The organism is Rhodococcus sp. C1 (assembly GCF_020809065.1).
GTDB lineage: Bacteria > Actinomycetota > Actinomycetes > Mycobacteriales > Mycobacteriaceae > Rhodococcus_F > Rhodococcus_F qingshengii.
Map to the genome: position 1 here is coordinate 5,255,981 of NZ_CP078080.1, position 25,388 is coordinate 5,281,368.

25 protein-coding genes are annotated in these 25,388 nt (G+C 62.1%); 8 read left to right on the plus strand and 17 right to left on the minus strand.

Features of this window, described 5'->3' with window-relative positions:
- Nucleotides 1–43 precede the first annotated feature (43 nt).
- Complete coding sequence (locus KTR60_RS24165; protein WP_228401327.1) at nt 44–1,165, plus strand: tyrosine-protein phosphatase; 1,122 nt, start codon at nt 44–46, stop codon at nt 1,163–1,165.
- A 65-nt stretch (nt 1,166–1,230) separates the two neighbouring features.
- Here the strand turns inward: KTR60_RS24165 and KTR60_RS24170 are convergent, their stop codons facing one another.
- Genes KTR60_RS24170 through KTR60_RS24180 form a run of 3 tightly spaced genes read right to left on the minus strand, consistent with a single transcriptional unit; the run spans nt 1,231 to nt 4,567 of the window.
- Nucleotides 1,231–2,112, minus strand: coding sequence for an LLM class F420-dependent oxidoreductase (locus tag KTR60_RS24170; RefSeq protein ID WP_050656578.1), 882 nt, complete (start codon nt 2,110–2,112; stop codon nt 1,231–1,233).
- Nucleotides 2,109–2,939 carry an SDR family NAD(P)-dependent oxidoreductase gene (locus KTR60_RS24175; protein ID WP_050656579.1) on the minus strand — a complete coding sequence of 277 codons (831 nt, stop codon included), beginning with the start codon at nt 2,937–2,939 and terminating at the stop codon, nt 2,109–2,111. The genes KTR60_RS24170 and KTR60_RS24175 overlap by 4 nt, the downstream gene beginning before the upstream one ends.
- Nucleotides 2,936–4,567, minus strand: a complete 1,632-nt coding sequence (locus KTR60_RS24180; protein ID WP_371684398.1) for an AMP-binding protein — start codon at nt 4,565–4,567, stop codon at nt 2,936–2,938. Before KTR60_RS24180 ends, KTR60_RS24175 begins: the two co-directional genes overlap by 4 nt.
- A 254-nt stretch (nt 4,568–4,821) precedes the next feature.
- On the opposite strand from KTR60_RS24180, the gene KTR60_RS24185 reads away from it, so the two are divergent.
- From KTR60_RS24185 to KTR60_RS24200, 4 genes are read left to right on the plus strand one after another with little or no spacing between them, the layout of a single operon-like run.
- Nucleotides 4,822–6,483, plus strand: a complete 1,662-nt coding sequence (locus KTR60_RS24185) for a class I adenylate-forming enzyme family protein (RefSeq protein WP_007732670.1) — start codon at nt 4,822–4,824, stop codon at nt 6,481–6,483.
- A complete protein-coding gene (locus tag KTR60_RS24190; RefSeq protein ID WP_042448401.1) occupies nt 6,480–6,950 on the plus strand; it encodes a nuclear transport factor 2 family protein in 471 nt (156 codons plus the stop codon). Before KTR60_RS24185 ends, KTR60_RS24190 begins: the two co-directional genes overlap by 4 nt.
- A 13-nt stretch (nt 6,951–6,963) precedes the next feature.
- Nucleotides 6,964–7,860, plus strand: coding sequence for a TIGR03619 family F420-dependent LLM class oxidoreductase (locus tag KTR60_RS24195; protein ID WP_054781181.1), 897 nt, complete (start codon nt 6,964–6,966; stop codon nt 7,858–7,860).
- 1 nt (nt 7,861) lies between these two features.
- Nucleotides 7,862–8,371 carry a nuclear transport factor 2 family protein gene (locus tag KTR60_RS24200; RefSeq protein ID WP_054187458.1) on the plus strand — a complete coding sequence of 170 codons (510 nt, stop codon included), beginning with the start codon at nt 7,862–7,864 and terminating at the stop codon, nt 8,369–8,371.
- Nucleotides 8,372–8,379: 8 nt separating this feature from the next.
- Here KTR60_RS24200 and KTR60_RS24205 read toward each other — a convergent pair whose 3' ends face one another.
- Nucleotides 8,380–9,651 carry a hypothetical protein gene (locus KTR60_RS24205; RefSeq protein ID WP_228401328.1) on the minus strand — a complete coding sequence of 424 codons (1,272 nt, stop codon included), beginning with the start codon at nt 9,649–9,651 and terminating at the stop codon, nt 8,380–8,382.
- A gap of 76 nt (nt 9,652–9,727) precedes the next feature.
- Here KTR60_RS24205 and KTR60_RS24210 point away from each other — a divergent pair, with 76 nt between their 5' ends.
- Nucleotides 9,728–11,224, plus strand: a complete 1,497-nt coding sequence (locus KTR60_RS24210) for a DUF222 domain-containing protein (protein WP_228401329.1) — start codon at nt 9,728–9,730, stop codon at nt 11,222–11,224.
- A 40-nt stretch (nt 11,225–11,264) separates the two neighbouring features.
- On the opposite strand, the gene KTR60_RS24215 is transcribed toward KTR60_RS24210, so the two are convergent.
- A complete protein-coding gene (locus KTR60_RS24215; protein WP_003940615.1) occupies nt 11,265–11,420 on the minus strand; it encodes a hypothetical protein in 156 nt (51 codons plus the stop codon).
- Nucleotides 11,421–11,555: 135 nt separating this feature from the next.
- Between KTR60_RS24215 and KTR60_RS24220 the strand changes: the two genes are divergently transcribed.
- Entirely contained in the window at nt 11,556–12,380 is an 825-nt protein-coding gene (locus KTR60_RS24220) for a mycofactocin-coupled SDR family oxidoreductase (RefSeq protein WP_003940537.1), read from the plus strand.
- Between the two features lie 31 nt (nt 12,381–12,411).
- On the opposite strand, the gene KTR60_RS24225 is transcribed toward KTR60_RS24220, so the two are convergent.
- The 7 genes from KTR60_RS24225 to KTR60_RS24255 all read right to left on the minus strand — a co-directional run bounded on the left by KTR60_RS24225 (nt 12,412) and on the right by KTR60_RS24255 (nt 20,205).
- Nucleotides 12,412–13,200, minus strand: coding sequence for an SDR family NAD(P)-dependent oxidoreductase (locus KTR60_RS24225; protein ID WP_007732675.1), 789 nt, complete (start codon nt 13,198–13,200; stop codon nt 12,412–12,414).
- 78 nt (nt 13,201–13,278) lie between these two features.
- Nucleotides 13,279–13,929, minus strand: coding sequence for a PaaI family thioesterase (locus KTR60_RS24230; RefSeq protein ID WP_003940283.1), 651 nt, complete (start codon nt 13,927–13,929; stop codon nt 13,279–13,281).
- Complete coding sequence (locus KTR60_RS24235; RefSeq protein ID WP_030536989.1) at nt 13,929–14,798, minus strand: MaoC/PaaZ C-terminal domain-containing protein; 870 nt, start codon at nt 14,796–14,798, stop codon at nt 13,929–13,931. The genes KTR60_RS24230 and KTR60_RS24235 overlap by 1 nt, the downstream gene beginning before the upstream one ends.
- A complete protein-coding gene (locus KTR60_RS24240) occupies nt 14,798–16,000 on the minus strand; it encodes a lipid-transfer protein (protein WP_228401330.1) in 1,203 nt (400 codons plus the stop codon). Before KTR60_RS24240 ends, KTR60_RS24235 begins: the two co-directional genes overlap by 1 nt.
- A 7-nt stretch (nt 16,001–16,007) precedes the next feature.
- Complete coding sequence (locus tag KTR60_RS24245) at nt 16,008–18,188, minus strand: acyl-CoA dehydrogenase (RefSeq protein ID WP_219467382.1); 2,181 nt, start codon at nt 18,186–18,188, stop codon at nt 16,008–16,010.
- Between the two features lie 34 nt (nt 18,189–18,222).
- Complete coding sequence (locus KTR60_RS24250) at nt 18,223–19,386, minus strand: steroid 3-ketoacyl-CoA thiolase (RefSeq protein WP_007732681.1); 1,164 nt, start codon at nt 19,384–19,386, stop codon at nt 18,223–18,225.
- Between the two features lie 192 nt (nt 19,387–19,578).
- Nucleotides 19,579–20,205: a TetR family transcriptional regulator gene (locus KTR60_RS24255; RefSeq protein WP_030536987.1), complete on the minus strand. Its 627-nt coding sequence runs from the start codon at nt 20,203–20,205 to the stop codon at nt 19,579–19,581.
- Between the two features lie 153 nt (nt 20,206–20,358).
- On the opposite strand from KTR60_RS24255, the gene KTR60_RS24260 reads away from it, so the two are divergent.
- Complete coding sequence (locus KTR60_RS24260) at nt 20,359–21,891, plus strand: FAD-dependent oxidoreductase (RefSeq protein WP_228402301.1); 1,533 nt, start codon at nt 20,359–20,361, stop codon at nt 21,889–21,891.
- A gap of 79 nt (nt 21,892–21,970) precedes the next feature.
- On the opposite strand, the gene KTR60_RS24265 is transcribed toward KTR60_RS24260, so the two are convergent.
- The 5 genes from KTR60_RS24265 to KTR60_RS24285 form a co-directional block, all read right to left on the minus strand.
- Complete coding sequence (locus KTR60_RS24265) at nt 21,971–22,522, minus strand: pyridoxamine 5'-phosphate oxidase family protein (RefSeq protein WP_007732686.1); 552 nt, start codon at nt 22,520–22,522, stop codon at nt 21,971–21,973.
- 30 nt (nt 22,523–22,552) lie between these two features.
- The gene (locus tag KTR60_RS24270) at nt 22,553–23,569 is read right to left on the minus strand and encodes a TIGR03617 family F420-dependent LLM class oxidoreductase (protein ID WP_042924836.1); all 1,017 of its coding nucleotides are present in this window, start codon (nt 23,567–23,569) and stop codon (nt 22,553–22,555) included.
- Nucleotide 23,570: 1 nt separating this feature from the next.
- Nucleotides 23,571–24,452, minus strand: a complete 882-nt coding sequence (locus tag KTR60_RS24275; RefSeq protein ID WP_047270709.1) for an SMP-30/gluconolactonase/LRE family protein — start codon at nt 24,450–24,452, stop codon at nt 23,571–23,573.
- 81 nt (nt 24,453–24,533) lie between these two features.
- On the minus strand, nt 24,534–24,995 hold the full coding sequence (locus KTR60_RS24280) for an SRPBCC family protein (RefSeq protein ID WP_030536982.1): 462 nt from the start codon (nt 24,993–24,995) through the stop codon (nt 24,534–24,536).
- On the minus strand, nt 24,988–25,347 hold the full coding sequence (locus KTR60_RS24285; RefSeq protein ID WP_003940373.1) for an ArsR/SmtB family transcription factor: 360 nt from the start codon (nt 25,345–25,347) through the stop codon (nt 24,988–24,990). The genes KTR60_RS24280 and KTR60_RS24285 overlap by 8 nt, the downstream gene beginning before the upstream one ends.
- Nucleotides 25,348–25,388 lie beyond the last annotated feature (41 nt).

The following is a 25,388-nucleotide window of genomic DNA, read 5'->3' on the forward strand; positions in this document are numbered from 1 at the left end:
ACTGGTGCGTAGCCTCCGATTTCCAATTGGATTCGGAGGACCCATGGCTACTTGCAAAACTCGAGTTCTTGCGCTGTCGGCGGCAGGACTCATGCTCGTACTCGGCGCATGCAGCAAGGCCGAGTCGGCGAAAACGCCGACCGACCTCGACGTGACATCAGCGTCCGCCGGACACTACTCACTGGTCTGGGAACACGGCGGCTCGGAAAAGGTGCGTGTATTCGCCGCCACCGACCCGAAAAACCCAGCCGCAGAAGGAAAGGAAATTGGCACGGTCGACGGCTTCTCCACTGAGGTCGACGGCCTCGACCCACTGTCACGCTGGTACTTCGAGGTCATAGACGAGGACGGCACTTCCACCATCGCGTCAACCCGCCACGTGACGCTGCAGGGCGCAGCCAACGTGCGTGATGTCGGCGGATACGAGACAGCCGACGGCCGATCAGTCAAGTGGGGCCTGGTTTTTCGTGGCGACCGCTTGAGCGATCTGACTGCTGACGATCAACAAACGATCGAGAACGCAGGCATCCGGACCGTTGTCGATTTCCGAGGTGACAGCGAGATCGCAAAGGACGGAGCAGACAAGGTTCCCGCGAACGTGAAAGTGGTCAACACGGCAGTCCTGGATGCCGGCACTCAGGCTCTTGCCACAGCGATTACGAGTGCCCTGAAATCTGGTGACCCTGCAATCGTGGAGCAGGTGCTCGGGGGCGGTGAAGCCGTCCGGATCAGCGACACCGGCGCCGTCGACCAACTGTCCAAGCCTGACGGAATGGCCGGGTATTCCCAAGCCCTACGGACCGTCGCCGATTCCGAGTCCGCAGTCGCTTACCACTGCACGGCAGGCAAAGACCGCACTGGACTGATGACAGCTCTACTTCTCGGCATTCTGGGTGTTCCTGACAAGACCATCGTCGACGACTTCGTCCTGTCGAACACCTACAACAAAGCCAAGAACGAACAGACCTACACGTTTCTGTCTTCGAAAGGAATCGATGTCGATCTGTTGAAACCGTTGATGGAGCAGCGTCCCAGCCAGATTCAGCCAGTACTCGACAAGATTCGCGACCAGTTCGGTGGGTGGGAGAAGTTTTCGCAGGACGTGCTGAAACTTGACGCCGACACGATCGCAAAGCTCCGGAGCAAATTGCTGACCAAGCAATAACTGATCGACGTTCCGACAGCAATGACCGGCAGCCGCTCCGATGGCTGCCGGTCACGCCCGCACTCCTAGTTACTCAGCCCCAGCCGCTTCGAGCATTCGGCCATTTCGTCGATGATCAGTTCCAGCGACGTGCCACGACGACTCGCGGACAACACGATTCGATCGGCTCCCAACCCGCGTGCCCAGTCGAGTTTCGCTTCGTCGAGCCTGGGCAGTGTCGCACCGAGTACCAGCGATACGTCGGCAGGATCTCGATCTGCCTTCACCGCAGCCGCTTTCATCGCCGCTACAGCCTTGTCGAGATCTTCACCGGCCAGTCCCAGCGGCTGGAAACCGTCACCCAACCGGCCTGCTCGCCGAGCAGCAGCGAGACTGTGTCCACCGATGTAGAGCGGAACTCCGGATTCGCGGTGCGGCTTCGGCCAGCTGTACGCACCCTTGAACGAGAAGTAATCGCCGTCGAAATCGACTGCTTCCTTGCCCGCCCAGAGTGAACGCATCACCGCGATGGCCTCATCGGCTACCTTGCCGCGGCGCTCGAAGTCACCGCCGCACGCCTCGATCTCTTCCTTCATCCACCCCAGGCCGAGGCAGATGCGCAATCGCCCACTGGAAAGGCGATCGAGCGTCGCCAATCTTTTGGCGAGCACTACCGGATTGTGATTGGGCAGCACCAGAACTCCAGTGGACAAGCCCAAGGTGGTTGTGGCACCCGCCACGAACGAAAGCAGTTCGAGCGGATCCGGGATGTCGCAGTCATCGGGAAGATGCGATTTGCCGGTCGGAGAATAGGGGTACTCGCTCGCGGTGTCGGCGATGACCACCGAGTGCTCCACTGCCGAGATCTCGTCGAAACCCAGCGACTCGGCCGCACGGGCGAATTGCAGAATCCAATCAGGGTCTCCGCTTCGACCCAGTTCGACCGGAACGACCACGCCGAGCTTCATACCGTTTCCTCCAGTGTCGCCATCAATTTCGGACCATCCACGACGCGACCGAGGTACCGGTCCGCATCGGGATCTGTTGCAAGCCACACCGCCGCTGCAGCGGGTACGGATGCCGGTGTGGCCGCAAATCCGGCTTCCACGATTGCGTCCGCGCCACCACGGGCTTTCCCTGATTCCGTGATGACAAATCCCGGACTCAGGTTGAACGCTTTGATTCCGGCGTCTCGGTACTCGGAGTTGATCGCTCCGGCAATACGTCCGAACGACGCCTTCGACGCGGCGTACGACAGACCCCAACCACCCTCGCCGGGAGGCGCAGGCGGATCCATGGTCGCCGAGCCCGATGCCAGATTGACCACTACGCCGTTGCCGCTCTTGATCATCGACGGGAGTATCACCTGGACCAGAGCGAGTTGGTGCAGATAATTCCCGATCGCCATCGCCTGAGCGTCGTCGATCTCGATGTCGAGCACCCGGTCCATGTTTCCGACAGTCTGCGCATAGGCGTTGTTCACCAGCACGTCGACACGTCCCCACTCGGCCAGCACCCGTTCACCGGCGCCGCGGACGGATGCCAGATCGAGCAGGTTCATCGGAACGGCCAATGCGCGCACACCGAAGGACTTGATCTCGGCAACCGTCGTCTCCAGGCTGCCGGGCACCGGAATCACTTGCTCGCCTTGCCTCGTTCGCGGGGCTGCCCGTCCCTCTCCTTCACGAACGGTGCGAGCAGTGATTGCAACGTCGAATCCGGCGCGCGCGAATGCCAGCGCGCACTCTCGGCCGATCCCCCGGGAAGCGCCGGTCACCAGCGCAACTCCACTCACAGGAACCGCGTGCGGCCGTGCGTCTCGAACTCCTTCTCCAGGTTCACCACGTCAGCTTCGGTCATCAACGTGTATTCGGGAGTGCCTCGGCCCACCCAGTGGAACACTGGTTCGTCGGTCCGCCAGCGATCGGCTTGAAGTTCACGTTTGAGTACCTTGTTGGAGCCCGTGACGGGCAGGTCGGTCGAAACGCGAACAAATCGTGGCGCTGCCTTAGTACCCAGATCCGCCTGCGCGGCAAGGTAGTCGGCGAACTCGACCGGATCGAAATCGGCGAGATCGGCGACCTCGATCGCAGCCATGACCTGATCACCCGAACGCGGATCCGGCACCGCGAAGACACCCGTGGCGATCACCTTGGGGTGCCGACGCAGGATGTGCTCGATCATCAGGGCCGAGGTGTTCTCACCGTCGACCCGGATCCAGTCGCCCTTGCGTCCCGCGAAGTAGATGAAGCCGGCCTCGTCGACGTAGCCGAGATCGCCTGTCCAGTACCAACCGTGGCGAATCTTCTCGGCGATCGCGTCTTCGTTCTTGTAGTACCCCTCGAACTTCTTCGATCCGGCCTTGTCGACCATCTCGCCGATGGATTCGTCGGGGTTCAGCACGTGACCGTGCTCGTCGAGAATTGCGCGGGGTCGCTCTTCGCGCGTATCGGGATCGACGATGACGATGTTCTCGCTCGCGGGACGGCCCAGTGCTCCGGCAGGTTGGTTCGGATCGAGCACTACTGAACCGGCACCTTCACTCGAACCGTATCCCTCGAAAAGTTGTGCACCGAAACGACGGATGAACTCTGCCTTGTCCCCCGGCGACGCCTCGGTCCCGAAGCCGTGGGTGAGGGTGTTCTCGATGTCGTCGGGCAGTTCCGGCGTCGCCATGAGATACCCCAAGGCCTTACCGACGTAGGTGAAATATGTTGCGCCGTAGAACCGAACGTCCGGCATGAATCCCGAGGCCGTGAACTTACGAACGAGGCAGACCGTAGCTCCCTGCGAAAGGGCCGGCGCCCACAGAGCCATCAACGCGTTGCCGTGGAAGAGCGGCATGCAGCAGTAGCAGACGTCGTCGCGGTCGATGTCGTACTTGGCGCAGTTCGCGTAGGCCAACCGCGTCAGACGCCCCTGGCTGCACCGCACTGCCTTGGACATTCCGGTGGTGCCCGAGGTGAAGAGAAGCAAGAACAGCGTCGACGCGTCGACACCGAGGTCGATCTGAGGCGACTCGACGTGATGTGCTGCAATCTTGTCCGGGTACGACGCGTCGTCGACGAGGACGAAACGATCTTCGGTCAGCCCGAGGTCCAGGCCGGCAAGCTTCTCGTAGCCTGCTTTGTCGGTGACGATCAGCTGGCAGTCGACGTACCGGACCTCAGCCTCGAGTTCAGCTCCACGCCTGGTCGGATTGATGCCGACGATCGTGGCCCCGGTCAGGGCCGCGCCGCCGAGCCAGAACAGGAACTCCGGATCGTTCTCGAGAAGTACTCCGATGTGAAACGGTCCGGGCGCGCGAAGCGACTTCGCCAGCGAGCCGCGCGCTGCGCTCTCGCGCACCACCTCGTCCCAGCTCCAGTCCTGCGTCCGCGTCCGCAGGCCCAGGTGCTGATCACCGAGACGGTCGATCAACATCTGCGCGACGTCCTCGCGCTGAGGAGCTGCAAGAGCTGCATTCGAAGATGCTTCGGTGGCGGTGTTCGTCATCGTGTCCTGTGTCCTAGTCGATATCGGAATGTCGATTACTCCAACTGCGATACGACTCGAACGTATCGACGCCTCAGAGCCGGAACGGTCCCAGTCTCGCTCAGTGGTAACCGCCGCCACAGATATGATTTTCTCGTGAGATTTTGTGACGTGAAAAGCGCCACAATACGAAAGGCCATTCCATGACTGCCCCCGCAGATCCGCAGTTGCTTCTGGACCAGGCGGTCTCACGCCTCACCGGTCCAGGTGGGCCATTCGAGATCGTCGAAGAAGAGGTTCTCGGCACCGTCATGCCTGTGATGAAGAACCGCGGTCACGCCATCGGTGAACTGATCTCGGCATCTCGCGCCTGGGGCGACGGCGACTATCTCGTCACCAGCGATCGTCGAATCTCGTTCACCGAGCATGCCGATTCCGTTGCCGCGCTGGCAACTGCTCTGCGGGACAAGTACGGAGTCCGCAAGGGCGACCGTGTGGGCATCCTCGCTGCCAACACTCCCGAATGGGTCATGACGTTCTTCGCGACGCAGGCGCTCGGCGCGATCGCAGTCGGTCTCAACGGTTGGTGGGTTCCGCGCGAGGTCACCCACGGAATCGAGCTCTCACGTCCGAAGGTTCTGGTCGTGGACGCCAAGCGCGGCGCCGCCCTCCCCGAACTGCCGGCAGACATCACGGTCCTCACCATGGAAGAGGATCTGCCCGCGCTCATCGCGGAATATGCAGGCTCCGACGTGCCGAGCACCGACATCGACGAGGACGACCCCGCCGTCATCTTGTTCACCAGTGGTACCAGCGGCCGCCCCAAGGGCGCACTCCATTCGCACCGCAACGTGATGGCCGTCGTCGACTACCACAAGTACAGCGACGCGATCGGCGCGGCATTCACCGGCCGTGAGTACGACGCTTCCAAGCCGAGCCCACTGCGTTATCTACTCACCTCCCCGCTCTTCCACATCGCCAGCCTGCACAATCTGGTGGTCCCCCGTCTCGCGACGGGCAGTGCCGTCATCCTGACCGAGGGCGGCTTCGACGTCGACAAGGTGCTCGGGTTGGTCGAACGCGAGCGCGTCACCAACTGGGGTGCTGTCCCCACGATGGCATCGCGGCTACTCGAGCACGGCAACATCGCCAAGTACGACGTCTCTTCGTTGACTGCATTCTCACTGGCATCCGCGCCGTCGTCGCCCGCGTTCAAGGAACGCCTCAAGGAGCAGGTGCCGTTCGCACGCAATGCTCTGGTCGACAGCTACGGCCTCACCGAATGCAGCACCGCCATTGCGGTCGCCGTCGGCGCCGAACTCGAAGAGTTCCCAGGCACTCTCGGGCGTCCGATCATCACCGTCTCGATGGAGATTCGCGATCCCTTCGGCGAATGGCTGCCGGACGGCATCGAAGGTGAAGTGTGCGTACGCAGCCCCTTCGTCATGCTCGGATACTGGGAGAACGACGAGGCGACCGAGTCGGCAATTGCCCCCGGACGCTGGCTCCGCACCGGCGATTTCGGCGTCATCGAAAACGGGCGTCTCCGTCTCACCGGTCGCCGTTCCGACCTGATCCTGCGCGGCGGCGAGAACGTCTACCCCACCGAGATCGAGCAGACGCTCGACGAACACCCCGACGTGATCGAGTGCGCTGTCATCGGCATGCCGCACCCCGACCTCGGCCAGGAAGTGTCCGCCGTGGTTGTCCTGCGTCCCGGAGCCGCCACAACGGAGGCGGAGCTGCGTGATTACGCCGCCGAGCGACTGTCCTATTTCAAGGTGCCGTCGAAGTGGCGCATCACCAGCGATCTGCTGCCTCGCAATGCAACCGGCAAGATGGTTCGGCGCGAGATCACCGTATGACCACGGAGCTGTCACGGATCGTCGCCGAGTCGGCGATCCGTGACCTGCTCTGCGAGTACACGCATCTGATCGATCAGGGCCGATTGCGTGAAGTCGCTGCATTGTTCGCCTCGTCCGACTACGGGCAGTGCGGGCCGGACGGGGTTGCCATCACGCTCATTTCGTCCGACGCCGACGCAGTGTTCGCAGCCTGCAGCGGCTTCATTCGAATGTACGGTGATCCGCCGGTTCCACGAACCAAACATCTGCTGACCAACACGCGAATCGCGGTCGACGGTGAATCAGCGACGGCACTCTCGTACGTCACGGTCATCCAAGGTACCGAAAATCTTGCCCTGCAACCTATTCTGGCGGGGCGCTACTTCGATCGCTTCACCTGCGTCGACGGGTCGTGGCAGTTCAGCTCGAGACTCTTCTGTCTGGACAACATGGGCGAGATGTCCGCGCATGCCAAGCGGGCACTGTAGAGGAACGACGACTGTGGAAATCGGCGTCAACATCTTGGGCCTCGAGGCCCTGTTCGACGGCAAGATTCGCCCGGTTCTGGACTTCGCCGCGCGTGCTGACCGTGCCGGGATCGATCTGATCTGCACCGGCGATCATCTCGGGTTCAATGCCGAAGCACACGCTCAGCGGGTAGCCGAACACAACTTCTTGTTCCCGTTGGATCACCCTTGGTACGAACCGATTTCACCTCTTTCCTCGATCGCCGCAGTGACCGAACGCGCTCGCCTCGGAGTATCGGTTCTGATCGCCACTGTTCGCCCAGCCGCCCTGCTTGCCAAACAGGTTGCAACTCTCGACTCATTGTCCGAAGGTCGAGCCGTCATGGGTTTCGGCGTCGGTTGGCAAGAAGCCGAATACACCGCTACCAACATGCCTTTCGACGCGCGATTCGGGCGCATGGAGGAGGCTGTCGCAGCGTGTCGCGAACTGTGGACCAATGCTCCGGCCACCTTCAAGGGACGCGACTTCGCCTTCGAGAACTACCACAGCCTCCCGCTGCCGATCCAAAATCGCGTACCGGTGCTCTTCGGTTTCGGACCAAGCCGGCGGAACTTCGACCGCATCGCACGCGTCGCCGACGGCTGGACCGTGAACCCGACCGATCTGGGAACGTTCACCGACAGTGTTGCACTGTTGCGCAACACGTTCGAAGCCCACCAACGTGACCCGGAGTCGGCGCGCGTGCAAGTGTCTGCGGCGCCGGTTCGACGCGACAACGGGTCCGTCGACCTCTCGGCAACCGCAGACAAGACCCGGGACTGGTTCGCCCGCGGCGCGTCCGTCGTCGTTTTTCGACCTGCCGTATTCGATTGCGCTGCCGAAGAACTGCCAGAACTACTCGACTGGATAACCAGCATCAAGGAGGCATGACATGGACCGGGCACTGCAGGATCTCATCGACAAGCAGGCAATTCGTGAGGTGGTTCTGACGTACTGCCGCGGCATCGATCGCCTCGACTTCGATCTCGTCCGCAGCGCCTACCACCCGGACGCGATCGACCATCACACCGGATTCGACGGCACCATCGACGAGTACATCGCCTGGGCCACAACAAAACTCTCCGCGATCGGCGGCACGATGCACCACATCGGCAACCACCTGGTCGAACTGCACGGCGACCACGCGATCAGCGAGGCGTATTCGATGTCCACACACTGGGGCGGGCCCGAAGACATCGGAATGATCAACTTCACCAGTGGTGCGCGGTTCATCGACCACATGGAGCGACGCGACGGCCGTTGGGCGATCAAGGAGAGATGGGCCGTACGCGAGTGGACTCGCTCGGACGAGGGCCGCTTCGTCAACCCCGAAGGGCCTGGTCCGCGTGGGCGTCGAGATGCCTCGGATCCGCTCACCGCACTACGAAGGTCCCTTGAATAATTTGGGGTTCAGTCTGCGAGGTCGAATTCAACTCGCGCTCTCGCGAACAACATGCGGATATCCTTCCCGAACGTGACTGCTGCCGTTCCCAATGCATTGACCGCTGCGGTCAACGGGTCCGATTCGATCGCGTCGAAAATCGCATTGAGAGCGTAGGACGGGACATGAATATTCCCGTGATCGAACGGATTGGACTCCGGTTGCGACGAATGGTCCACTATCTCGATCTTGACTTCCAACTCCACATTGTCGGTCCCCGCACCGAATTCCTCCTCGTGTAGGTGCTCGAATGCCGTTGTGCGATTTCCGAAGGGTTCCGGAAGTTGTTGTCCCACATGCATAGCGTTGAGGGCCGGACGAACCCAATCCCTGTCGGCTAATCCCGCATGCTCATACGCCTGCACAGCGGCCCAAAACGCGAGTCGACGAAGAGTCGCGACGTTCATGCGGACGACCGCTTCGGCAAGTGGTCGGTCCATACGAGCTAGTTCTTTGCCGGACTGGAATCGTTCGAGTTCAGGCATCGGATCTCCTCCCCACTCCTGCCGCTCTCGTTCAGCAGCTTCGGCGCGGAGGTCACTGATTTGCACAACCCTGGACGGTTCGCCGTTCTCGCCGTAAATCGTTATCCATTTCGACTCGATGTCCCGTTGTGGACGAGGAATCGGTTCAGGTATCGGTTCGTCCACAGGAACGCCATATCCCGGCATGTCCCACTGCAGCGATGGCCGCACCTCGTCACCACCTGCAGGCCACATACGCACCCGCCAAACATCTCCGGGTTCCGTCGATCCGGGCCAGCCGTAGTTTACAAAACCGCGGCCGGCAATCTCGACCAGATATGACCCCTCGGGTACATCACAGACAATGAACTCCCCACCCGGAGGTGAATCAAAGCTGATTGACCCCTGCGGACCAACCGTCAGAAACGACTCACTGACCTGCTGCCATTTCTCGCGATCGGATGTGGGTCGGGAGGACCAGACTTCGACCGTTGTATGCATGTTGAAGTTGTTCTGGTGCGGGCTCAGGACAATCACAACTGTGCCGTCACTGTACGCAGGGCGCGAAGCCATCGCGAGTTCGAGCAGGTCCGTTTCCCTCCCGAAACCGTCATCGTCGCCGTATAAGTAAAACTGTCCATAGTCCATGAAGAGCACAAGCGACTGTTCACTGAGTTTCACCGCGTTGTCTGCCACAAGCCGATACTTACACAGTGGCACGACAATCACGTTCGAGTTTCGAATGAACAGGATCCAAAACGCAAGCACAATAAGCATTTCGGCCGATTCGGACTATTCCGACTGATTTGAGAATTCGGTTCGCATCGAACACACATTCGAATAGAATGGATGCATGTTCAACCCGACAACAGAGCTCTTCGGTATCTCAGCACAGCTGACCGGTACCGAAACTGATTGTGCGCTGGTTGATCTCATGACCGATCTGCATGCATGCGAGGCGATGCTGGTCGAACGCAAGCTCGCTGTGATTGCCGAGTTCTTTTCGCGGCGAAGCTCGGAGCATGTCGCCAGTGGTGCGTGGTCGTCGACCGCACACGAGTTGGCGGAGTCGGAAGTCGGTGCGTCACTGACGATGGGTCGCGCGGCTGCCGGCAAGCTGATCGGGTTGGGGTTCTCGTTAAGGACTCGTCTGCATCGCACTCGAGCGGCGATGGCGCGTGGCGAGTTGGATCTGTACCGAGTTGGTTTGATCGATTCCGCGACCGCGAACGTGAAAGACGAATTGATCGACGAGGTGGAACGACTACTGCTCGAGCAGGTTCTCGCCCCACCAGTAGCAGGCGGAACGGGCTTGACGGGAAGACGACTGACAGCGGCGATCGATCGGATCGTGGCGATGGTGGACCCGGAAGGTATGCGAGAACGCCGACGCCGTGCTCTCACCGATCGCTTCGTCGGGGTCAGCGCTGCCGAGGACGGGATGGCAAAGATCTTGGGAAGCGTTCCGGCAGAGCAGGCTCGGGCATTCGACGGCCGACTACGCGAGTTGGCAGTGTCGGTATGCCGAAACGACTCTCGAACGTACGAGCAGCGACGAGCCGACGCGCTCTTCGAGTTGACCAACGGATCACAATTCTTGCCGTGCAACTGTGGCCGAGCTGATTGCCCGCAGGATCGTAGCGGTGGTGTTGTCGTTCGTCGGCCCGTGGTTCACGTCGTGATGACTGATTCCACTCTGCACGGTGGCGGCGAGCCCGCCCACCTCGACGGGTACGGGGTGATCAGCGCTGGGCATGCTCGCGATATCGCCCGTGACGCCGTAATTCGAAACGTCCGAGCACCTGCTGATGACGTCGCAGAGCCGGTGCCTGCTTCGGCGCGCGTCTACCGACCGGGCGCCGTTCTCGATACCTGGTTACGGATCATCGCGGGCAGCTGCCAATGGCTGCATTGTGATGTCCCGGCCTGGAATTCCGATCTGGACCACAATGAACCGTTCCATCACGGCGACCCCGAATGCGGCGGTAAAACGATCGCGTCGAATATGAGTGCGTTCTGCCGCAACCATCATCGCCTCAAGCATTCCGACCGGTGGCGGTTCGCGTCGAACGAGGATCGGACCATGTCGCTGACGTCGCCGACCGGGCATTGTTACCGAACGCGACCCGCAGGACTGATGGCTGGATCGCACGAACCGACACCGCCCCAGGGCGGTCGAAATCGGCGGACCCAGGCGGAGAACAAAGCTGCCCGTATCCAGAGTGAACGCAATCGCCAGCGCCGACGGATACAGAAACGAGCAGAGGAGCACGTTCAATACAAGCGGCGGAAATCACCGCGAGCCCGCCGAGAACCCATCGACTACGGGGACGACCCGCCACCGTTCTGAGATACCGAGCGGTGTCGAGGCGCGCCGACGGGTCGCAGAGTCAGTCTGACGTCGGCTTGGTGCCGTCTTCTGGTGCCGGATCGTCGTCGGCAAGCGGATCTATGGTGTCGACACCTTCGAGGACGGTCAGCTCTTCTTCCGCCTCGGCGAGGAGCCCTTTGGCTTCAGCTTCGACCTTCTTCACCCAATCGGACATCCCGAGCCTCTTCTCTTCCGAAGCGAGTTCCCGCTGTAACTGAACTCAGACTACGTCGCCGGCGACGAATTTCGCCGTCCCCTCGGGTCAGTACTCATGACCGAGTAATCATGATTCACGACGGACGGAGCACGCATGCCCGGACAGTTGGAAGGCAAAACCGCACTGATCACCGGGGCCGCCCGAGGTCAGGGCAGGAGCCACGCCGTGCGATTGGCGCAGGAGGGCGCGAACATCATTGCGCTCGACATCTGCCGTCAGATCGAATCGGTGGCCTACCCGATGGGAACCGCCGACGATTTGCGGCAGACAACAGCAGCGGTCGAGAACCTGGGACGAAGTATCGTCGCGCGAGAAGTGGATGTTCGCGATCTGTCCGCACTGCGAACTGCGGTATCCGAAGGAATTGCGGAGCTGGGCAGCGTCGACATCGTCCTGGCCAACGCCGGTATCGGCATGATGTCCCCGGATATCGACGATGCTCGCGCCTTCCGCGACCAGATGGAGGTCAACCTATTCGGCGTCTGGAATACCGTCCAGGCCGCAGCGCCCGCGATGATCGAACAAGGTACAGGTGGCGCAATAGTCCTTACCGGATCAACTCTGGGACTTGTCGGTCGTGGAGGTGACGGCACCGGCGGATCCGACGGCTACTGCGCGAGTAAACACGCCATCGTGGGGCTTGGGCGCACGTGGTCGCACTGGCTTGCTCCCCACAATATTCGTGTCAACTCCGTGCACCCGACTGGCGCGAATACACCGATGGTCGTCAACGACGCGGTCGCGAAGCTGTTTGCGGACTCCCCGACATCGAGCGGAGCCGACGTGGGCAACCTCTTGAACGTCGAGTTGATCGAAGCTGCCGACGTCAGCAACGCGATAGCCTGGCTGGTTTCGGATCAGGCTCGATACGTCACAGGTATCGCGTTGCCGGTCGACGCCGGGTTCACGGCCAAATAGATGCCGGATACACCGGCCGAGTCGCCGTCGATCAGTCGACGGTCGGCGCCCACTGCACGCCGTTGATGTGCCCACCACCGTCGACGAAGAGGGTGTTGCCGGTGACGTAACGGCTGTCGTCACTTGCCAGGAAGGCCGCAACGGGGCCGATGTCGTCGAGGGGATCGCCGATCCGCCCCATCGGGTTCTGTGCGGCCATCACTGCCACGTTCTCCGGATTGGCTTCGGCGACACGCTTGTACGCCGCACTCTGCGCACCGGGACAGATGACGTTGCAGTTCACCTGCTTGGGAGCCCACTCGCGGGCAGCAGTGCGAGTCAGGGTTCGCAATGCTTCCTTCGCCGCGTTGTACTGCACCGAGTACATGTGAGCATTCACGCCGTTGAGGCTGCACATGTTGATCACGCGGCCCGTGCCGTGACGCTCCAGTTCCGGCAGGGCAGCCTGCATCGCCCAGAATGCCGCCATCACTGCCATGTCGAAACCGCCGCGCAATTGCTCGTCGGTCATCTTCTCGAGCCGAGCGAAACCGAAAGTCCGCCAAGCATTGTTGACCAGGATGTCGAGGCGTCCGAACCGCTCGACGGACTTGTCGACCATGGCAACAACCTGAGCTTTGTCAGTGACGTCGGTCCGGACGAATTCCGCCTCCGCGCCCCATTCGTCCCGCAACCACTGGGTGGTTTCGAGGCCCGCTGCCTCGTCGATCTCGGCAACCAACACCGACGCGCCTTCACGCGCGAACGCGCCCGCCACTCCACGCCCGATGCCCATACCGGCACCGGTGACCACTGCTACACGTCCGTCGAGCTTGCCCACTGGGCCCTCCTTCGTCAGAACCCCTGTGCGCCTTTTTGGTAGTTCCCACTACAAAAAAGGCGCACGGGGGCGAAGCCCCTACCTGGGGCGCGGCACGGTCTTGTCGATGAACAGTCCCTCTACCGACACACACAATTCGCCGTCCGCAGTTTTGATCTCACCGACGGTGTGAATCTTGCGGCCGTCCTTGGACAGGAATTTGCCGCTGATCGTGAGTGGCTCGAACAGCGGAGTCGGGCGATGGTACCGAGTGCTCAATTGTGCTGTCATGCCGGAAGTTCCACCCCAGGCGTTCGCGACGCCGAGAACGTGATCGAGCAGCAGCGCCGAAACACCGCCGTGCACATGGCCGGGAGGGCCCTGGTACGGCAGCGTCAACGTGACCACTCCCTGCACCGACCCGTCAGCGAGCCCTTCCAGAACGAGCGGCGGCGCAATGGCGTTCTCGGGGCCGGTCACGGGGTCGTGACGAGTCACGCCCTCACCGTTCCACATGTCGATCAACCGCTCGGCCACCTCGGGTGAGTGCTGTTCGAGATGCTCGGCAATGCTGTTGAGCTCCTCCGCAACCCGGTCCAAATTGGCGTTTCCGCGGTCGGTGCGCAGCATCGCGTCGACAACGCGACGCGCTGCTGCCGTGGCCCGGTCGACCGGGGCGTCCTGCGGCGGCGACGTCAGAATCGTGCCGCCCGGATGTGTCGCTGCTGTGGGGTGCGAACCGAGGTCCATCAGTTGATCTCCATTGTTGCGTGCGTGAGAACCGGGGAGTTCTCGCGTTCGGGGCACGTCGCCGCCAACGTCAGTGTGTTGCCGTCCTGCCATACCGAGGTGGTGATGGATTCGCCGGGGAAGAGCGAACCGGCAAACCGCACCGAGTAGTTCTTCACCCGCGTCGGATCTCCGTCGAGAATCCCGTCTACCACGGCCTTGCAGACGATGCCGTACGACGCGAGGCCGTGCAGAATCGGTGCATCGAAGCCCGCCATCTTCGCGAAGGAGGGATCAGCGTGCAGCGGGTTCATGTCTCCACTGAGTCGGTACACCAGCGCCTGTGAGGGACTCGTGCTCGACGTCAGTACCTTGTCGGGCGCTCGATCAGGCACCCCGGCAACAACTTCGGGTCCGGCGTTGCCGCCGAATCCACCTTCGCCGCGCGCCCAGATCTGCATTCCGGTGGTCCATAACGGATTCCCGTCCAGGTCCTCGGCCGCCGTCTCGAGAACGATCACAGCTGCCTTACCCTTGTCCCAGACATCGGCGACCCGAGAGGAAATACGGGCAGCACCCGTCGACGGGATGGGCGCGTGAAGTGCCAGCGACTGCCCACCGTGCAGGATCTTTCGCAGATCGATGTCGATTCCCGGCATACTCATCGACGGTGCGGGCAGTACACCCGCCGAAACTCCCTGGCCTGCAACCATTGCAAACGTCGGGAGTACCTTCAGCCCCTTTTCGTACACCCAGGTCAGTTCGGCGGGATCGAGAGCATTCGCCCCTGCCCCGAGTCCCAATTGGTAGAGCATGACGTCGCGATCGGTCCACGACGCCTCGCGCACAGTCGGTTCGGCGGCCAACGCCACCTCGAGATCGATAGCCATCAGTTCTCCAAAGTTCCGGCTCGGTAGACCGTCACGACGCACGCGCCGCCCAGTCCGAGGTTGTGTTGCAAGCCAATACGAGCGCCTTCGACCTGCCGCGCATCCGCGGTCCCGCGGAGCTGCCACGTGAGTTCGGCGCACTGCGCCAAGCCCGTCGCGCCCAGCGGGTGTCCCTTCGAGATCAAACCACCCGACGGGTTGACGACCCACTGGCCGCCGTACGTGGTCGCGCCGGATTCGACGAGCTTTCCGCCTTCTCCGACCGCGCACATCCCCAGGCCCTCGTAGGTGATGATCTCGTTGATCGCGAAGCAGTCGTGCAGTTCGATGACGTCGACGTCATCGATGGTGATCCCGGCCTGCGCAAAGACCTGCTCTGCCGCAGCTGCCGTCATCGGCGCGCCGACCACGTCGATCATCGACTTCCCGGCGAACGCTGCCTCGGTGTCAGTGGTCAACGCCTGTGCGACGATTTCGATCGCCCGGTCTTCGAGGCCGTGCTCACGCACGAACTTCTCGCTCACGACGATCGCGGCTCCGGCGCCGTCCGAGGTCGGCGAGCACTGCGAGCGTGTCAGCGGCTCGTGAATCATCTTGTCGCCGAGTACCTGTTCGAGGGTGTACTCGTCACGGAACTGTGCGTACGGATTGTTCACCGAATGCTTGTGATTCTTGACCGCCACCGCTGCGATCTGCTCGACCGTGGTGCCGTACTTCTTCATGTGCTCGACGGCAGCGTTACCGAACAGCTGAGCTGTCATCGGCGATCGGGCGAACCCGTAATCCTCGACCATGATCTTCAGCTGAGAGTCCAAGGTCGTGACCTTGGGCATCTCACCGTTACCGGTCAACGCCGTTTTGGTCATCTTCTCGAAGCCGACGGCCAAGGCGCACTCGGCTTGTCCGGCCTGGACCCACTCGCGCGCCATCATCAGCGCCGTCGAGCCGGTCGCGCAGTTGTTGTTGACGTTGAAGATCGGAATGCCGGTCAGACCGGTCTCGTAGAGAGCTCGCTGTCCTGCTGTCGACGCGTTGAACACGTAACCGACCGCAGCACGCTGAATCTGGCCGTAGCCGATCCCGGCATCGGTCAGGGCATTCGAGACGGCTTCGGTCACCATGTCCGGGTATTCCCAGTCGCGGGTCTCGATCTTCTCGAACTTGGTCATGCCGACGCCGATGACGAAGGTGCGATTGCTCATGTGCAGGTCACTTTCCCGGTTCAGGGTCGCGAGGCAGACCCAGGATTCGCTCACCGATGATGTTGAGCTGAACATTGGTTGTACCACCCGCGATGGACATGCACTGCGAGTTCAAGAACATCTGGGTTGCAGACATCCGATGCTGTTCGCCCAGAAGTGAACTCGGTCCGGCCCACTCCATTGCCACGTCCCAGACCTGCTGGATGTGCTCGACACCGATCAGCTTCGCCACCGAGGATTCGGCACCCGGCTGCGCGCCGGTGAGCGAGCGCAGCGTGGTGCGCAGACCGAGCAGACCACCGGATTGCGCGTCGCACAGCACCTTTCCGAGCACGGTCAGCTGCTCGTCGTCGATGCCACCGGGCAGTCCGTCGACCAGGCTCAGAAGAGCCTCGCCACCCGATCCGAGCGACGAGTCGTTGGACAGCGAGACACGCTCGTTGGCCAGCGTGGTGCGAGCGAGCTTCCAGCCGTCGCCTGGCTCGCCGACCAGGCACTCGTCGGGAACGAAGACGTCGTCGAAGAAGACTTCGTTGAACAGCGCTTCACCGGTGATCTCGCGCAGCGGACGAATGTCGAGGCCACTGTTCTTGATGTCGATGAGGAAGTAGGACAGGCCCTTGTGCTTGGGTGCGTCGGCGTCGGTGCGCGCGAGGCAGATTCCCCAGTGCGCGTCGCGTGCCATCGACGTCCACACCTTCTGGCCCTGCAACTTCCAGCCACCATCAACCTTGGTGGCCTTGGTGCTCAGCGCCGCGAGGTCGGAACCTGCGCCGGGCTCGGAGAAGAGCTGGCACCAGACGATGTCGCCGCGCAGTGACGGCGGGACGAACTTGGCAAGTTGCTCTTCGTTGCCGTGCGCGATGAGCGTCGGGATGACCCAGTTGCCGATGATCATGTCGTGCGGCTTGATCTTCGCAGCGCGCAGCTCTTCGGCGATGACCAGCTGGCTGACGGCATCGGCGGACTTGCCCCACGGAGCCGTGAAGTGCGGTGCGGTGTAGCCCTTTTCCGCGAGATACGTTTTCTGGGCGGCACCTTCGAGTTCGAGCGCAGGACCGAGCTCGGCGCGAACGTCGGCGCGGACCGCCTCGGCCAAGGGCGGCAACTCGATGCTGAGCACGCGACGGGTGCCGGCAATGGTCAGCTCGGCAACGCGACGACGCCAGGATGCCGTGGAACCCAGCAGAATTCGCAGGGACTGCGCGCGGCGCAGGTACAGGTGCGCGTCGTGCTCCCACGTGTAGCCGATTCCGCCGAGCACCTGGATGCAGTCACGCGTGACGGAGAAGCCAGCCTCGAGGGCCGTGGCTCCGGCGACGGCTGCTGCGAGAGAAGCCTCTTCGGCACCGACGCCGTTGGCGGGAGTCAGCGCACGCGCAGCGTCCCAAGCGCAGACGCGTGCCTGCTCGGCAAGCGCGAGCATACGTGCAGCCTTGTGCTTGACACCCTGGAACTGGCCGATCGGGCGACCGAACTGCTGACGCACCTTCGCGTAGTCGGCCGACGTCGTGACTGCCCAGTCGGCCAAGCCTGATGCCTCGGCCGCGAACAGTGTTGCGGCAATGTCGAGTACACGCTGGGTATCGATGGTGAGGATCTCGGAATCGGTGAGCACCAAACCGTCGACGGTGACCTCGGAGTTACGACGCACGACGTCGTAGCTGGCCAAGTCCGTGACCTCGAGGCGGTCACGTCCGAGCAGAACGAATCCGCTGTCCGTCGCGAGGAGGAACAGGTCAGCGACATGGCCGCCGAGAATAAGGCTGGACGTTCCGCTGAGGGTGGTGTTGTCGCCGTCGCGGGTGATCTTCAGCGAACCCGGCTGTAGTGCAACAGCTCCGAGCGTGCTGCCATCCACGAGCGTCGGCAGTCTGTCCGTTTCTCCGGCATCGCTGAGAACAGCGCTGACCACTACCGTCGGCAGGAATGGTCCGGGAACCATCGAGCGTCCAAGTTCCTCGACGACGATGGCGAGTTCGACCAATCCGTATCCTGCGCCGCCGAATTCCTCGGCTACGTGTAGTCCGAGAAGCCCCTGCTCGGCAAGCCCGTTCCAGAGTTGGGGGCGAGTTTCGACCTTCGCCTCGACGGCTTCACGGACGACGGTGGGTGTTGCGTGACGCGCCGCCCAGCCCCGTACGGAGTCGCGGAGGTCACGATCTTCTTCACTCAATCCAATAGTCATGTCTACCTCGTCAATTCGACAGTGTCAGTACGGGTCAGATGCGTTCGATAATGGTGGCGGTCGAGAGAGCGCCACCGGCGCACATCGTGACCAGAGCCGTCGACTTGTTCGAGCGCTCGAGTTCGTGCAGCGCAGTGGTGATCAGACGAGCGCCCGTGGAACCGACGGGATGTCCGAGCGCGATCGCACCACCGTTGACGTTGACCTTGGACAGGTCTGCGCCGTGAACCTGCGCCCAGGAGAGCACGACCGAGGCAAAGGCTTCGTTGATTTCGACGAGATCGATGTCGTCCAAGGTCATTTTGGCCTTGTCGAGCACCATCTGGGTGGACTCGATCGGTCCGTCCAGGTGATAGAAGGGATCGGATCCGACCATGCCGGACGCGACGATCCGCGCGCGGGGCTTCAATCCCAGTTCCTGTGCGCGCTCTTCGCTCATCAGCAGTACCGCAGCCGCGCCATCACTGATCTGCGACGAGTTGCCGGCGGTGTGGATATGGCCTTCGATGACCGGCTTGAGCCCAGCCAGCGCTTCTGCCGTCGTCTCACGCAGTCCCCCGTCGCGAGTGACAGTGGCGATCTCACCGGTAGGCACGCCTTCCTTGTCCACCACGGGAGCCTTGACGGGCACGATCTCGCGGTCGAAGCGTCCTTCAGCCCAAGCCTGAGCTGCGCGGCGCTGCGATTCCAGACCGAACGCGTCGACGTCGGCGCGCGTGATCCCACGCTTCTCGGCAATTCGCTGCGCGGAGGTGAACTGGTCACCCATGTCGATGGTCCAGTCGTCCGGGTACGGGTTTCCCGTTCCGGGTGCGTTTGCCTGACCCAGGAACACACGGCTCATAGCCTCGACGCCGCAGCCGATACCGGCCGAGATCTGACCAGACGAAATCAGGCCTGAAATCAAATGCACTGCCTGCTGGGCGGATCCACAGGCGCAGTCGATAGTGGTTGCCGCGGTGCTGTACGGCAATCCGGCGTGCAGCCACGCCTGCCGCGTGACGTTGTTGGACTGCTCACCTGCCTGGGTGACACAGCCGCCGATGATCTGTCCGATGTCTTCCGGTGCGACGCCTGCCCGTTCGAGAACGCCGAGCTGCGCTGCTCCCAGAATCTCGGCGGGGTGCAGTCCCGCCAGGGCGCCGCGACGACGGCCGATCGGTGTCCGAGCGGCCTCGACGATGACTGCATGACCCATGATGTTCGCTCCTTCGTGGAGTTTTCGGTCGGTGAGCTGGCTCACCGTCTAATTTTCTGTAATTTATTCTATTAATGATGTCAGGGCAATGTCCGGATTGACATCAACTCTCAACTGATGCGGATTCAAAAATAGAATTGATTTCAATTTTGCGAACATGACGAACCCTCCCCAGAGAGGGGCGAAGTCACGTCAGTGCCGTGAGAGATTCACCAGAAGCAGGTCGCATCCCTTGCGGATGTCGTACTCCGCATCGGGGATGGAGATTCGACCGTTGAGGCACGATTGGATGACCCCGAACCACAGCTGCATCAGCAGACGCAACCCGGTGTTGTCTTCCTCGGTGGGGTTCTCGATCCCGGCCGCATCGAGAATGATCTGCCGGAAGCCGCGATCGATCTTTCCCACGTCCGGCACCGTCGCGACGTTGGCGGTACTGGACGACTGCAGCATCGCAGTCGAGAGGGCCGGCCGACGCAGTAACCCGCGAGTCGCGCGAACCAATACCTCGTACACCGCATCCTGCGGATTGTCCGACTGAACCTGATGCCTGACAAAGCTGGCACCGATCTGGTCGATCTGCTCGACCATCACAGCGACGAAGAGGTGCGTCTTCGAGGGGAAATAGCGATAAAGAGTGCCGATGGCCACGCCCGCCCGCTTGGCGACCTCGTGCATCTGTACCCGTGAGAGTTCCTTCTCGGTCCCCAATTCGGCTGCCGCTTCCAGCATCCGCACATGGCGCGCCCGCTGCTCGTCCGAACTGGGCTCTGCAGCGTCCCTGACCTCGGCAATTCTCGGCAACGTCGCCCCCATCATCGATTCTGTGTCCCGGTCGCGAACGACCTCGCCAATTCTCTCATCTCGACCACCCATCTCGGCATATTGCCCGCTCAGTGGGACCTGGCATGGCCTTCTCTCCCCGTGCGGTATTCCGTGGACACCCCACCCTCTTGGAGTTAGGACGCAATGATGCAGGACTGGACCACCGAGTGCGACGTGTTGGTAGTCGGCTCCGGCGGCGGCGCGCTGACCGGCGCATACACCGCGGCAGCTCGAGGATTGACGACGATCGTCCTCGAGAAAACCGATCGCTTCGGCGGAACTTCCGCGTACTCGGGCGCATCCATCTGGCTGCCGGGAACCCAAGTACAGGAACGTGCGGGACTCCCCGACTCAACGGAGAACGCACGCACCTATCTGCGCGCATTGCTCGGCGACGCCGAGTCCGAGCGCCAGGATGCCTATGTCGAGACCGCTCCCGATGTCGTCGCACTACTCGAGCAGAACCCGCACATCGAATTCGAGTTCCGTGCGTTCCCCGACTACTACAAGGCCGAAGGCCGGATGGACACGGGACGCTCCATCAACCCTCTCGATCTCGATCCCGCCGACATCGGTGACCTCGCCGGCAAGGTGCGTCCGGAACTCGACCAAGACCGCACCGGTCAGGATCATGCTCCCGGCCCGATGATCGGTGGGCGCGCACTGATCGGCCGACTGCTGGCCGCAGTCCAGAGCACCGGTAACGCAGAACTTCGTACCGAATCCATCCTCACCTCCCTGATCGTGGAAGACGGTCGGGTTGTCGGCGCCGAGGTCGAATCCGGCGGCGAAACCCAGCGAATCAAGGCGAACCGCGGTGTGCTGATGGCAGCGGGCGGCATCGAAGGCAACGCCGAGATGCGTGAGCAGGCCGGCACCCCCGGCAAAGCGATCTGGAGTATGGGTCCCTTCGGCGCCAACACCGGTGACGCGATCTCCGCCGGAATTGCTGTCGGTGGCGCAACCGCTTTGCTCGATCAGGCGTGGTTCTGCCCCGGCGTCGAGCAGCCGGACGGCAGCGCCGCATTCATGGTCGGCGTTCGCGGCGGACTCGTCGTCGACAACGCGGGCGAGCGTTACCTCAACGAGTCTCTCCCGTACGACCAGTTCGGCCGGGCCATGGATGCGCACGACGACAACGGTTCTGCAGTGCCGTCGTTCATGATCTTCGACTCGCGCGAGGGTGGCGGACTACCTGCCATCTGCATCCCGAACACGGCGCCCGCCAAGCACCTCGAGGCCGGAACCTGGGTCGCCGCCGACACTCTCGAAGAACTCGCCGCCAAGACCGGACTGCCGGCCGACGCATTGCGCAGCACTGTCGAAAAGTTCAACGATGCCGCAAAGCTGGGAGTCGACGAAGAGTTCCATCGCGGCGAAGACCCGTACGACGCATTCTTCTGCCCACCCAACGGCCGCGCGAATGCGGCACTGACGGCGATCGAGAACGGTCCGTTCTACGCGGCCCGCATCGTCCTCAGTGACCTCGGCACCAAGGGCGGATTGGTCACCGACGTCAACGGTCGAGTCCTGCGTGCCGACGGCAGCGCCATCGACGGCCTGTACGCCGCCGGCAATACGAGCGCGTCACTGAGCGGCCGCTTCTACCCCGGTCCTGGCGTTCCGCTCGGCACGGCCATGGTCTTCTCGTACCGAGCAGCCCAGGACATGGCGAAGTAACCAGCACAACGAGGACGTGGGGCAGGCAATGTCAGAATCACCTGCCCCACACTCTTTCGCACGGCGACGCGATTTTGTATCACTCCAGGTCGATACCGGGCAACCCGTCCACACTCTTCGCGTTCTTCTCGGCGCGATAGGCGATGAGCCGCTCCGGCCCCCTCTTCTCCGCTACGCGGTCGAGCACGTCACGATCGGATTGGTAGTCCATCAGCGGTACTGCGTATCCGCACGAATCCGAAATGCGCGTCAGATCGACCACGACGATCGACCGCAGCCCCGGGTGCTCAGGGAACCTACCGACAAGCTCGTTGAACGGTTCCGACCCTGCAAGCAGAACGTGTCCGTGACCGTGCAGTCGTACGATCTTCGGTGGTCCGTCAAACGCCATGAACATCAGTGTTATTCGGGAGTTCTCGCGCACGTGCGCGATGGTTTCCACACCGCTGCCGGTGAGGTCGAGGTACGCCACCCGGTTGGATGTCAGCACCACAAACGATCCGACTCCCCCTTTGGGTGAGCAATTGACCAACCCGTCAGCAGACAACGGTGCGGTGGCAACGACGAACAGCGGTTGAGCCTGCAACCACGTGGTGAGCTTTTCATCGATGCCTTCGTAGACGCGCCCCATGTCGAGAGTGTAGTTCGCGCCGACTGGACGTCACGGGGCAGACGCTGCGGCGGCTCGAATCTCCTCACACATCGCTGCGAAGACGCGGTCGTCGGCGGGATTCGCCGGCACCGCCAGTGCAATGCCGTCGCAGAGACTCGCGTATTTCGAACTCAGCACCTCGGGGAGTTCGGCGTAGGTGCATTGCGTGACCAGCCTGTCGAGAACATCGTCGGTGAGGACGTCAGGTAGTCGAGCCCAATCACCTGCCCGCGCCATCACTGTCAGTTCTTCCCCGACCTCGGATAATCCGAGGACCTCCAGCGCGACTCGGTACGCCGGAGTGGAGTAGAGAAAGGCAAGTTCACTGCGCACCGCTTCTCGTTGAGCAAGTATCGCGGCAGGATCTTTGCCGGTGATCATCTTCGGAACGGCAATCAGTCGCGGCTTCCTTCCTCCTGCCGTCAACGATGGAATGATCCTCTCCGCGAGCACCTTCGGATGGGAGCTGGTGGGGTGAGAAACAAAACCGTCGGCGACGGCTCCCGCCAGTGAGCACATGCGAGAGTTCACTCCCCCGGTCCAGATCTCCGGAGCCGGAACATCGAGCGGCCCCGGATTGAAGTAGGGCTGCAGCCGGTCGAAGGTATAGTGCGTTCCCGCATGGTCGAGTTCACCGCCCTCCTGAAACACTCGGAAGATCTCGCGTACAGCGCTGACGTAATCACGCAGTTGCGCAACAGGATCCGTCCACGGCATCGAGTACCGCCCGACGATGTTCCCACGCACCTGCGTCGCAAGCCCCAGTTGAAATCGCCCACCCGAGAAACCCGCAAGATCCCAGGCAGCCAAAGCCGTCACCATGGGACTGCGCGCAAACGCGACAACCATCGACGTCCGGACAGTGAGAGTACTGCTGTGCTCGACGGCCAGGGCCGCCACCGCAAACGGATCACGAATGGTTTCGGAGATGTGCACCGTGTCGAAACCAAGGTTCTCGATGCGTCGGACGTGCTGAGCTACCTGCCGCAGCGGAGTGTCGGCAGGTAGCGAGGTCACCAATTCCATATCAGATCAAAGGCTCCAGGCGAATCGACAGCAGCTTTCCTTCGGTAGCCACCTTGCGAGCGTGTTCATTGAAATCCGGGGCGGCACAAACGAACAGGGTACGACCGTCGGAACCGCCGAGTCCGCAAGCGAAGACACCGCTGTCGAAGGCAATTTCGTCGACTATCTCCCCGCTGGCGCCCACATGAAGAACACGGCTTCCGAGGGCATCGGCCACCCACATCGAATCGTCTCCGTCGATACAACACCCGTCCGCCGCAACGACGATCTGAGCGAGGGTGGTCTCCATCTCGGGTCCACCAGGCACCGGCCCGAACGACGCCCAGTCGCGGCGTTCACCCAGAGAGCCGTCGGCCTGGACGGCAAACGCACTGATTCGATTTCCCAGCGTTTCGTCCACGAGCAGATCTCCGGTCGACGTCAGAGCCATTCCGTTGGGGAAGTGGAGATCTCGCGCGACGACGTGCACCGATCCGTCGGGGTCGACGCGGAGGAGATCTGCCGTCTCGACGGGGGCCAGGTTCATCAGATCGAACCCGAAGTTGCCCACGTACGCTCGTCCCTGTGCGTCGACCAGCATGTCGTTGACGTTGGCACTGACGTACCCGGACAAGTCTGCGTGCACCACCAACTCGCCATCGGATTCTCGCCGCAGAATCTTCTGGTCCCGCATGGAGACGACCAGTAATCTGCCGTCCGGAAGCCACCCCAGCCCGGACGGCTGCCCTGGAACCTCCGCCTCGACGCGTATGTCGGTCCCGTCCTCGCGGGCCGAAATCACCTGGTAGGTGTAGAAGTCCGACACCCAGATCCGGTTCTCGTGCCAGCGCGGGCATTCGAAGTAGGTGTATCCCTCGAGAACTACCGCAACTTCTGGTGCCATCGGGCTCTCCTGAGTCGGTGATGAATGAAGTATCAGTCTCATTCAATCACCGGCACCGCTGTCGCGGTGTCCGATTCCCGACTAGTCGCCGGCGCGAACTTCGTCCAACACGTCGAAAGCGGATTCCCATCCGTCGTACACATTCCCGTCACCCTTGAATCCCGGAATTCCTACCAGGTGGAAGGTCATCTCGGTTTTGTCACCCCGTTCTGCGAGCGTGACCGTTATCCGAGGTGCGGCATCCACCGGATCACTCGGATTTCCCCAGGTGAAGACCAGCCTCTTCGGCTCGTCGACCTCGAGATAGGTTCCGCCGGTGGGGTACTCGGCTCCGTTCTCGTCGTTGATCATCAGGTAGCGGTACGTTCCGCCAACTCTGGGATCGATCGTGACATGCTCACGGGGACTGCTGACACCCTTCGGATGCCACCAGCGCGCCGCCTCGTCGGGGTCGGTCCACGCCTGCCAGACAAGGTCGCGCGGCGCGTCGAAGATCCGGGTGATGGTGAATTCTGCAGTGGCATCGGCATTCCGGTCACTCATTGTCCTTCTCCTTCTTCGGTCGACGTTGTTTCAGCTCACGTAGACGCTCGTCGAGGAGGTCGAAGCGTTCGTTCCAGCCTCGCCGGTGTTCGTCGACCCAGGCGCTGGCGTCGTCGAGACCCTCTGCGCGAAGGGTGCACGTGCGCCATTGCGCGGTGGCAGTTCGTTCGATGAGACCGGCTCGCTCGAGCACCTTCAGATGCTGAGAGATGGCAGGTCGACTCATTTCGAACGGCTCGGCCAACTCACCGACGGTCATCGAACCATCAGTGAGGCGAGAGAGCATTTCACGCCTCGTCGGGTCGGCCAATGCGCTGAACACTGCATCGAGTCGGCCACTTCGCTCGTCCATGTAAGCAACTCCTTAATTAAGGAATAGCTTAAACATAGGAC

What these genes read in the sequence shown, in the direction of transcription:
- KTR60_RS24165 (WP_228401327.1), top strand. Translation starts at nt 44, where the DNA reads ATGGCTACTTGCAAAACTCGAGTTCTTGCGCTGTCGGCGGCAGGACTC.
- KTR60_RS24170 (WP_050656578.1), bottom strand. Translation starts at nt 2,112, where the DNA reads ATGAAGCTCGGCGTGGTCGTTCCGGTCGAACTGGGTCGAAGCGGAGAC.
- KTR60_RS24180 (WP_371684398.1), bottom strand. Translation starts at nt 4,567, where the DNA reads ATGTTGATCGACCGTCTCGGTGATCAGCACCTGGGCCTGCGGACGCGG.
- KTR60_RS24185 (WP_007732670.1), top strand. Translation starts at nt 4,822, where the DNA reads ATGACTGCCCCCGCAGATCCGCAGTTGCTTCTGGACCAGGCGGTCTCA.
- KTR60_RS24190 (WP_042448401.1), top strand. Translation starts at nt 6,480, where the DNA reads ATGACCACGGAGCTGTCACGGATCGTCGCCGAGTCGGCGATCCGTGAC.
- KTR60_RS24200 (WP_054187458.1), top strand. Translation starts at nt 7,862, where the DNA reads ATGGACCGGGCACTGCAGGATCTCATCGACAAGCAGGCAATTCGTGAG.
- KTR60_RS24205 (WP_228401328.1), bottom strand. Translation starts at nt 9,651, where the DNA reads ATGCTTATTGTGCTTGCGTTTTGGATCCTGTTCATTCGAAACTCGAAC.
- KTR60_RS24210 (WP_228401329.1), top strand. Translation starts at nt 9,728, where the DNA reads ATGTTCAACCCGACAACAGAGCTCTTCGGTATCTCAGCACAGCTGACC.
- KTR60_RS24215 (WP_003940615.1), bottom strand. Translation starts at nt 11,420, where the DNA reads ATGTCCGATTGGGTGAAGAAGGTCGAAGCTGAAGCCAAAGGGCTCCTC.
- KTR60_RS24220 (WP_003940537.1), top strand. Translation starts at nt 11,556, where the DNA reads ATGCCCGGACAGTTGGAAGGCAAAACCGCACTGATCACCGGGGCCGCC.
- KTR60_RS24230 (WP_003940283.1), bottom strand. Translation starts at nt 13,929, where the DNA reads ATGGACCTCGGTTCGCACCCCACAGCAGCGACACATCCGGGCGGCACG.
- KTR60_RS24235 (WP_030536989.1), bottom strand. Translation starts at nt 14,798, where the DNA reads ATGGCTATCGATCTCGAGGTGGCGTTGGCCGCCGAACCGACTGTGCGC.
- KTR60_RS24240 (WP_228401330.1), bottom strand. Translation starts at nt 16,000, where the DNA reads ATGAGCAATCGCACCTTCGTCATCGGCGTCGGCATGACCAAGTTCGAG.
- KTR60_RS24245 (WP_219467382.1), bottom strand. Translation starts at nt 18,188, where the DNA reads ATGACTATTGGATTGAGTGAAGAAGATCGTGACCTCCGCGACTCCGTA.
- KTR60_RS24250 (WP_007732681.1), bottom strand. Translation starts at nt 19,386, where the DNA reads ATGGGTCATGCAGTCATCGTCGAGGCCGCTCGGACACCGATCGGCCGT.
- KTR60_RS24255 (WP_030536987.1), bottom strand. Translation starts at nt 20,205, where the DNA reads ATGATGGGGGCGACGTTGCCGAGAATTGCCGAGGTCAGGGACGCTGCA.
- KTR60_RS24260 (WP_228402301.1), top strand. Translation starts at nt 20,359, where the DNA reads ATGCAGGACTGGACCACCGAGTGCGACGTGTTGGTAGTCGGCTCCGGC.
- KTR60_RS24265 (WP_007732686.1), bottom strand. Translation starts at nt 22,522, where the DNA reads ATGGGGCGCGTCTACGAAGGCATCGATGAAAAGCTCACCACGTGGTTG.
- KTR60_RS24270 (WP_042924836.1), bottom strand. Translation starts at nt 23,569, where the DNA reads ATGGAATTGGTGACCTCGCTACCTGCCGACACTCCGCTGCGGCAGGTA.
- KTR60_RS24275 (WP_047270709.1), bottom strand. Translation starts at nt 24,452, where the DNA reads ATGGCACCAGAAGTTGCGGTAGTTCTCGAGGGATACACCTACTTCGAA.
- KTR60_RS24280 (WP_030536982.1), bottom strand. Translation starts at nt 24,995, where the DNA reads ATGAGTGACCGGAATGCCGATGCCACTGCAGAATTCACCATCACCCGG.
- KTR60_RS24285 (WP_003940373.1), bottom strand. Translation starts at nt 25,347, where the DNA reads ATGGACGAGCGAAGTGGCCGACTCGATGCAGTGTTCAGCGCATTGGCC.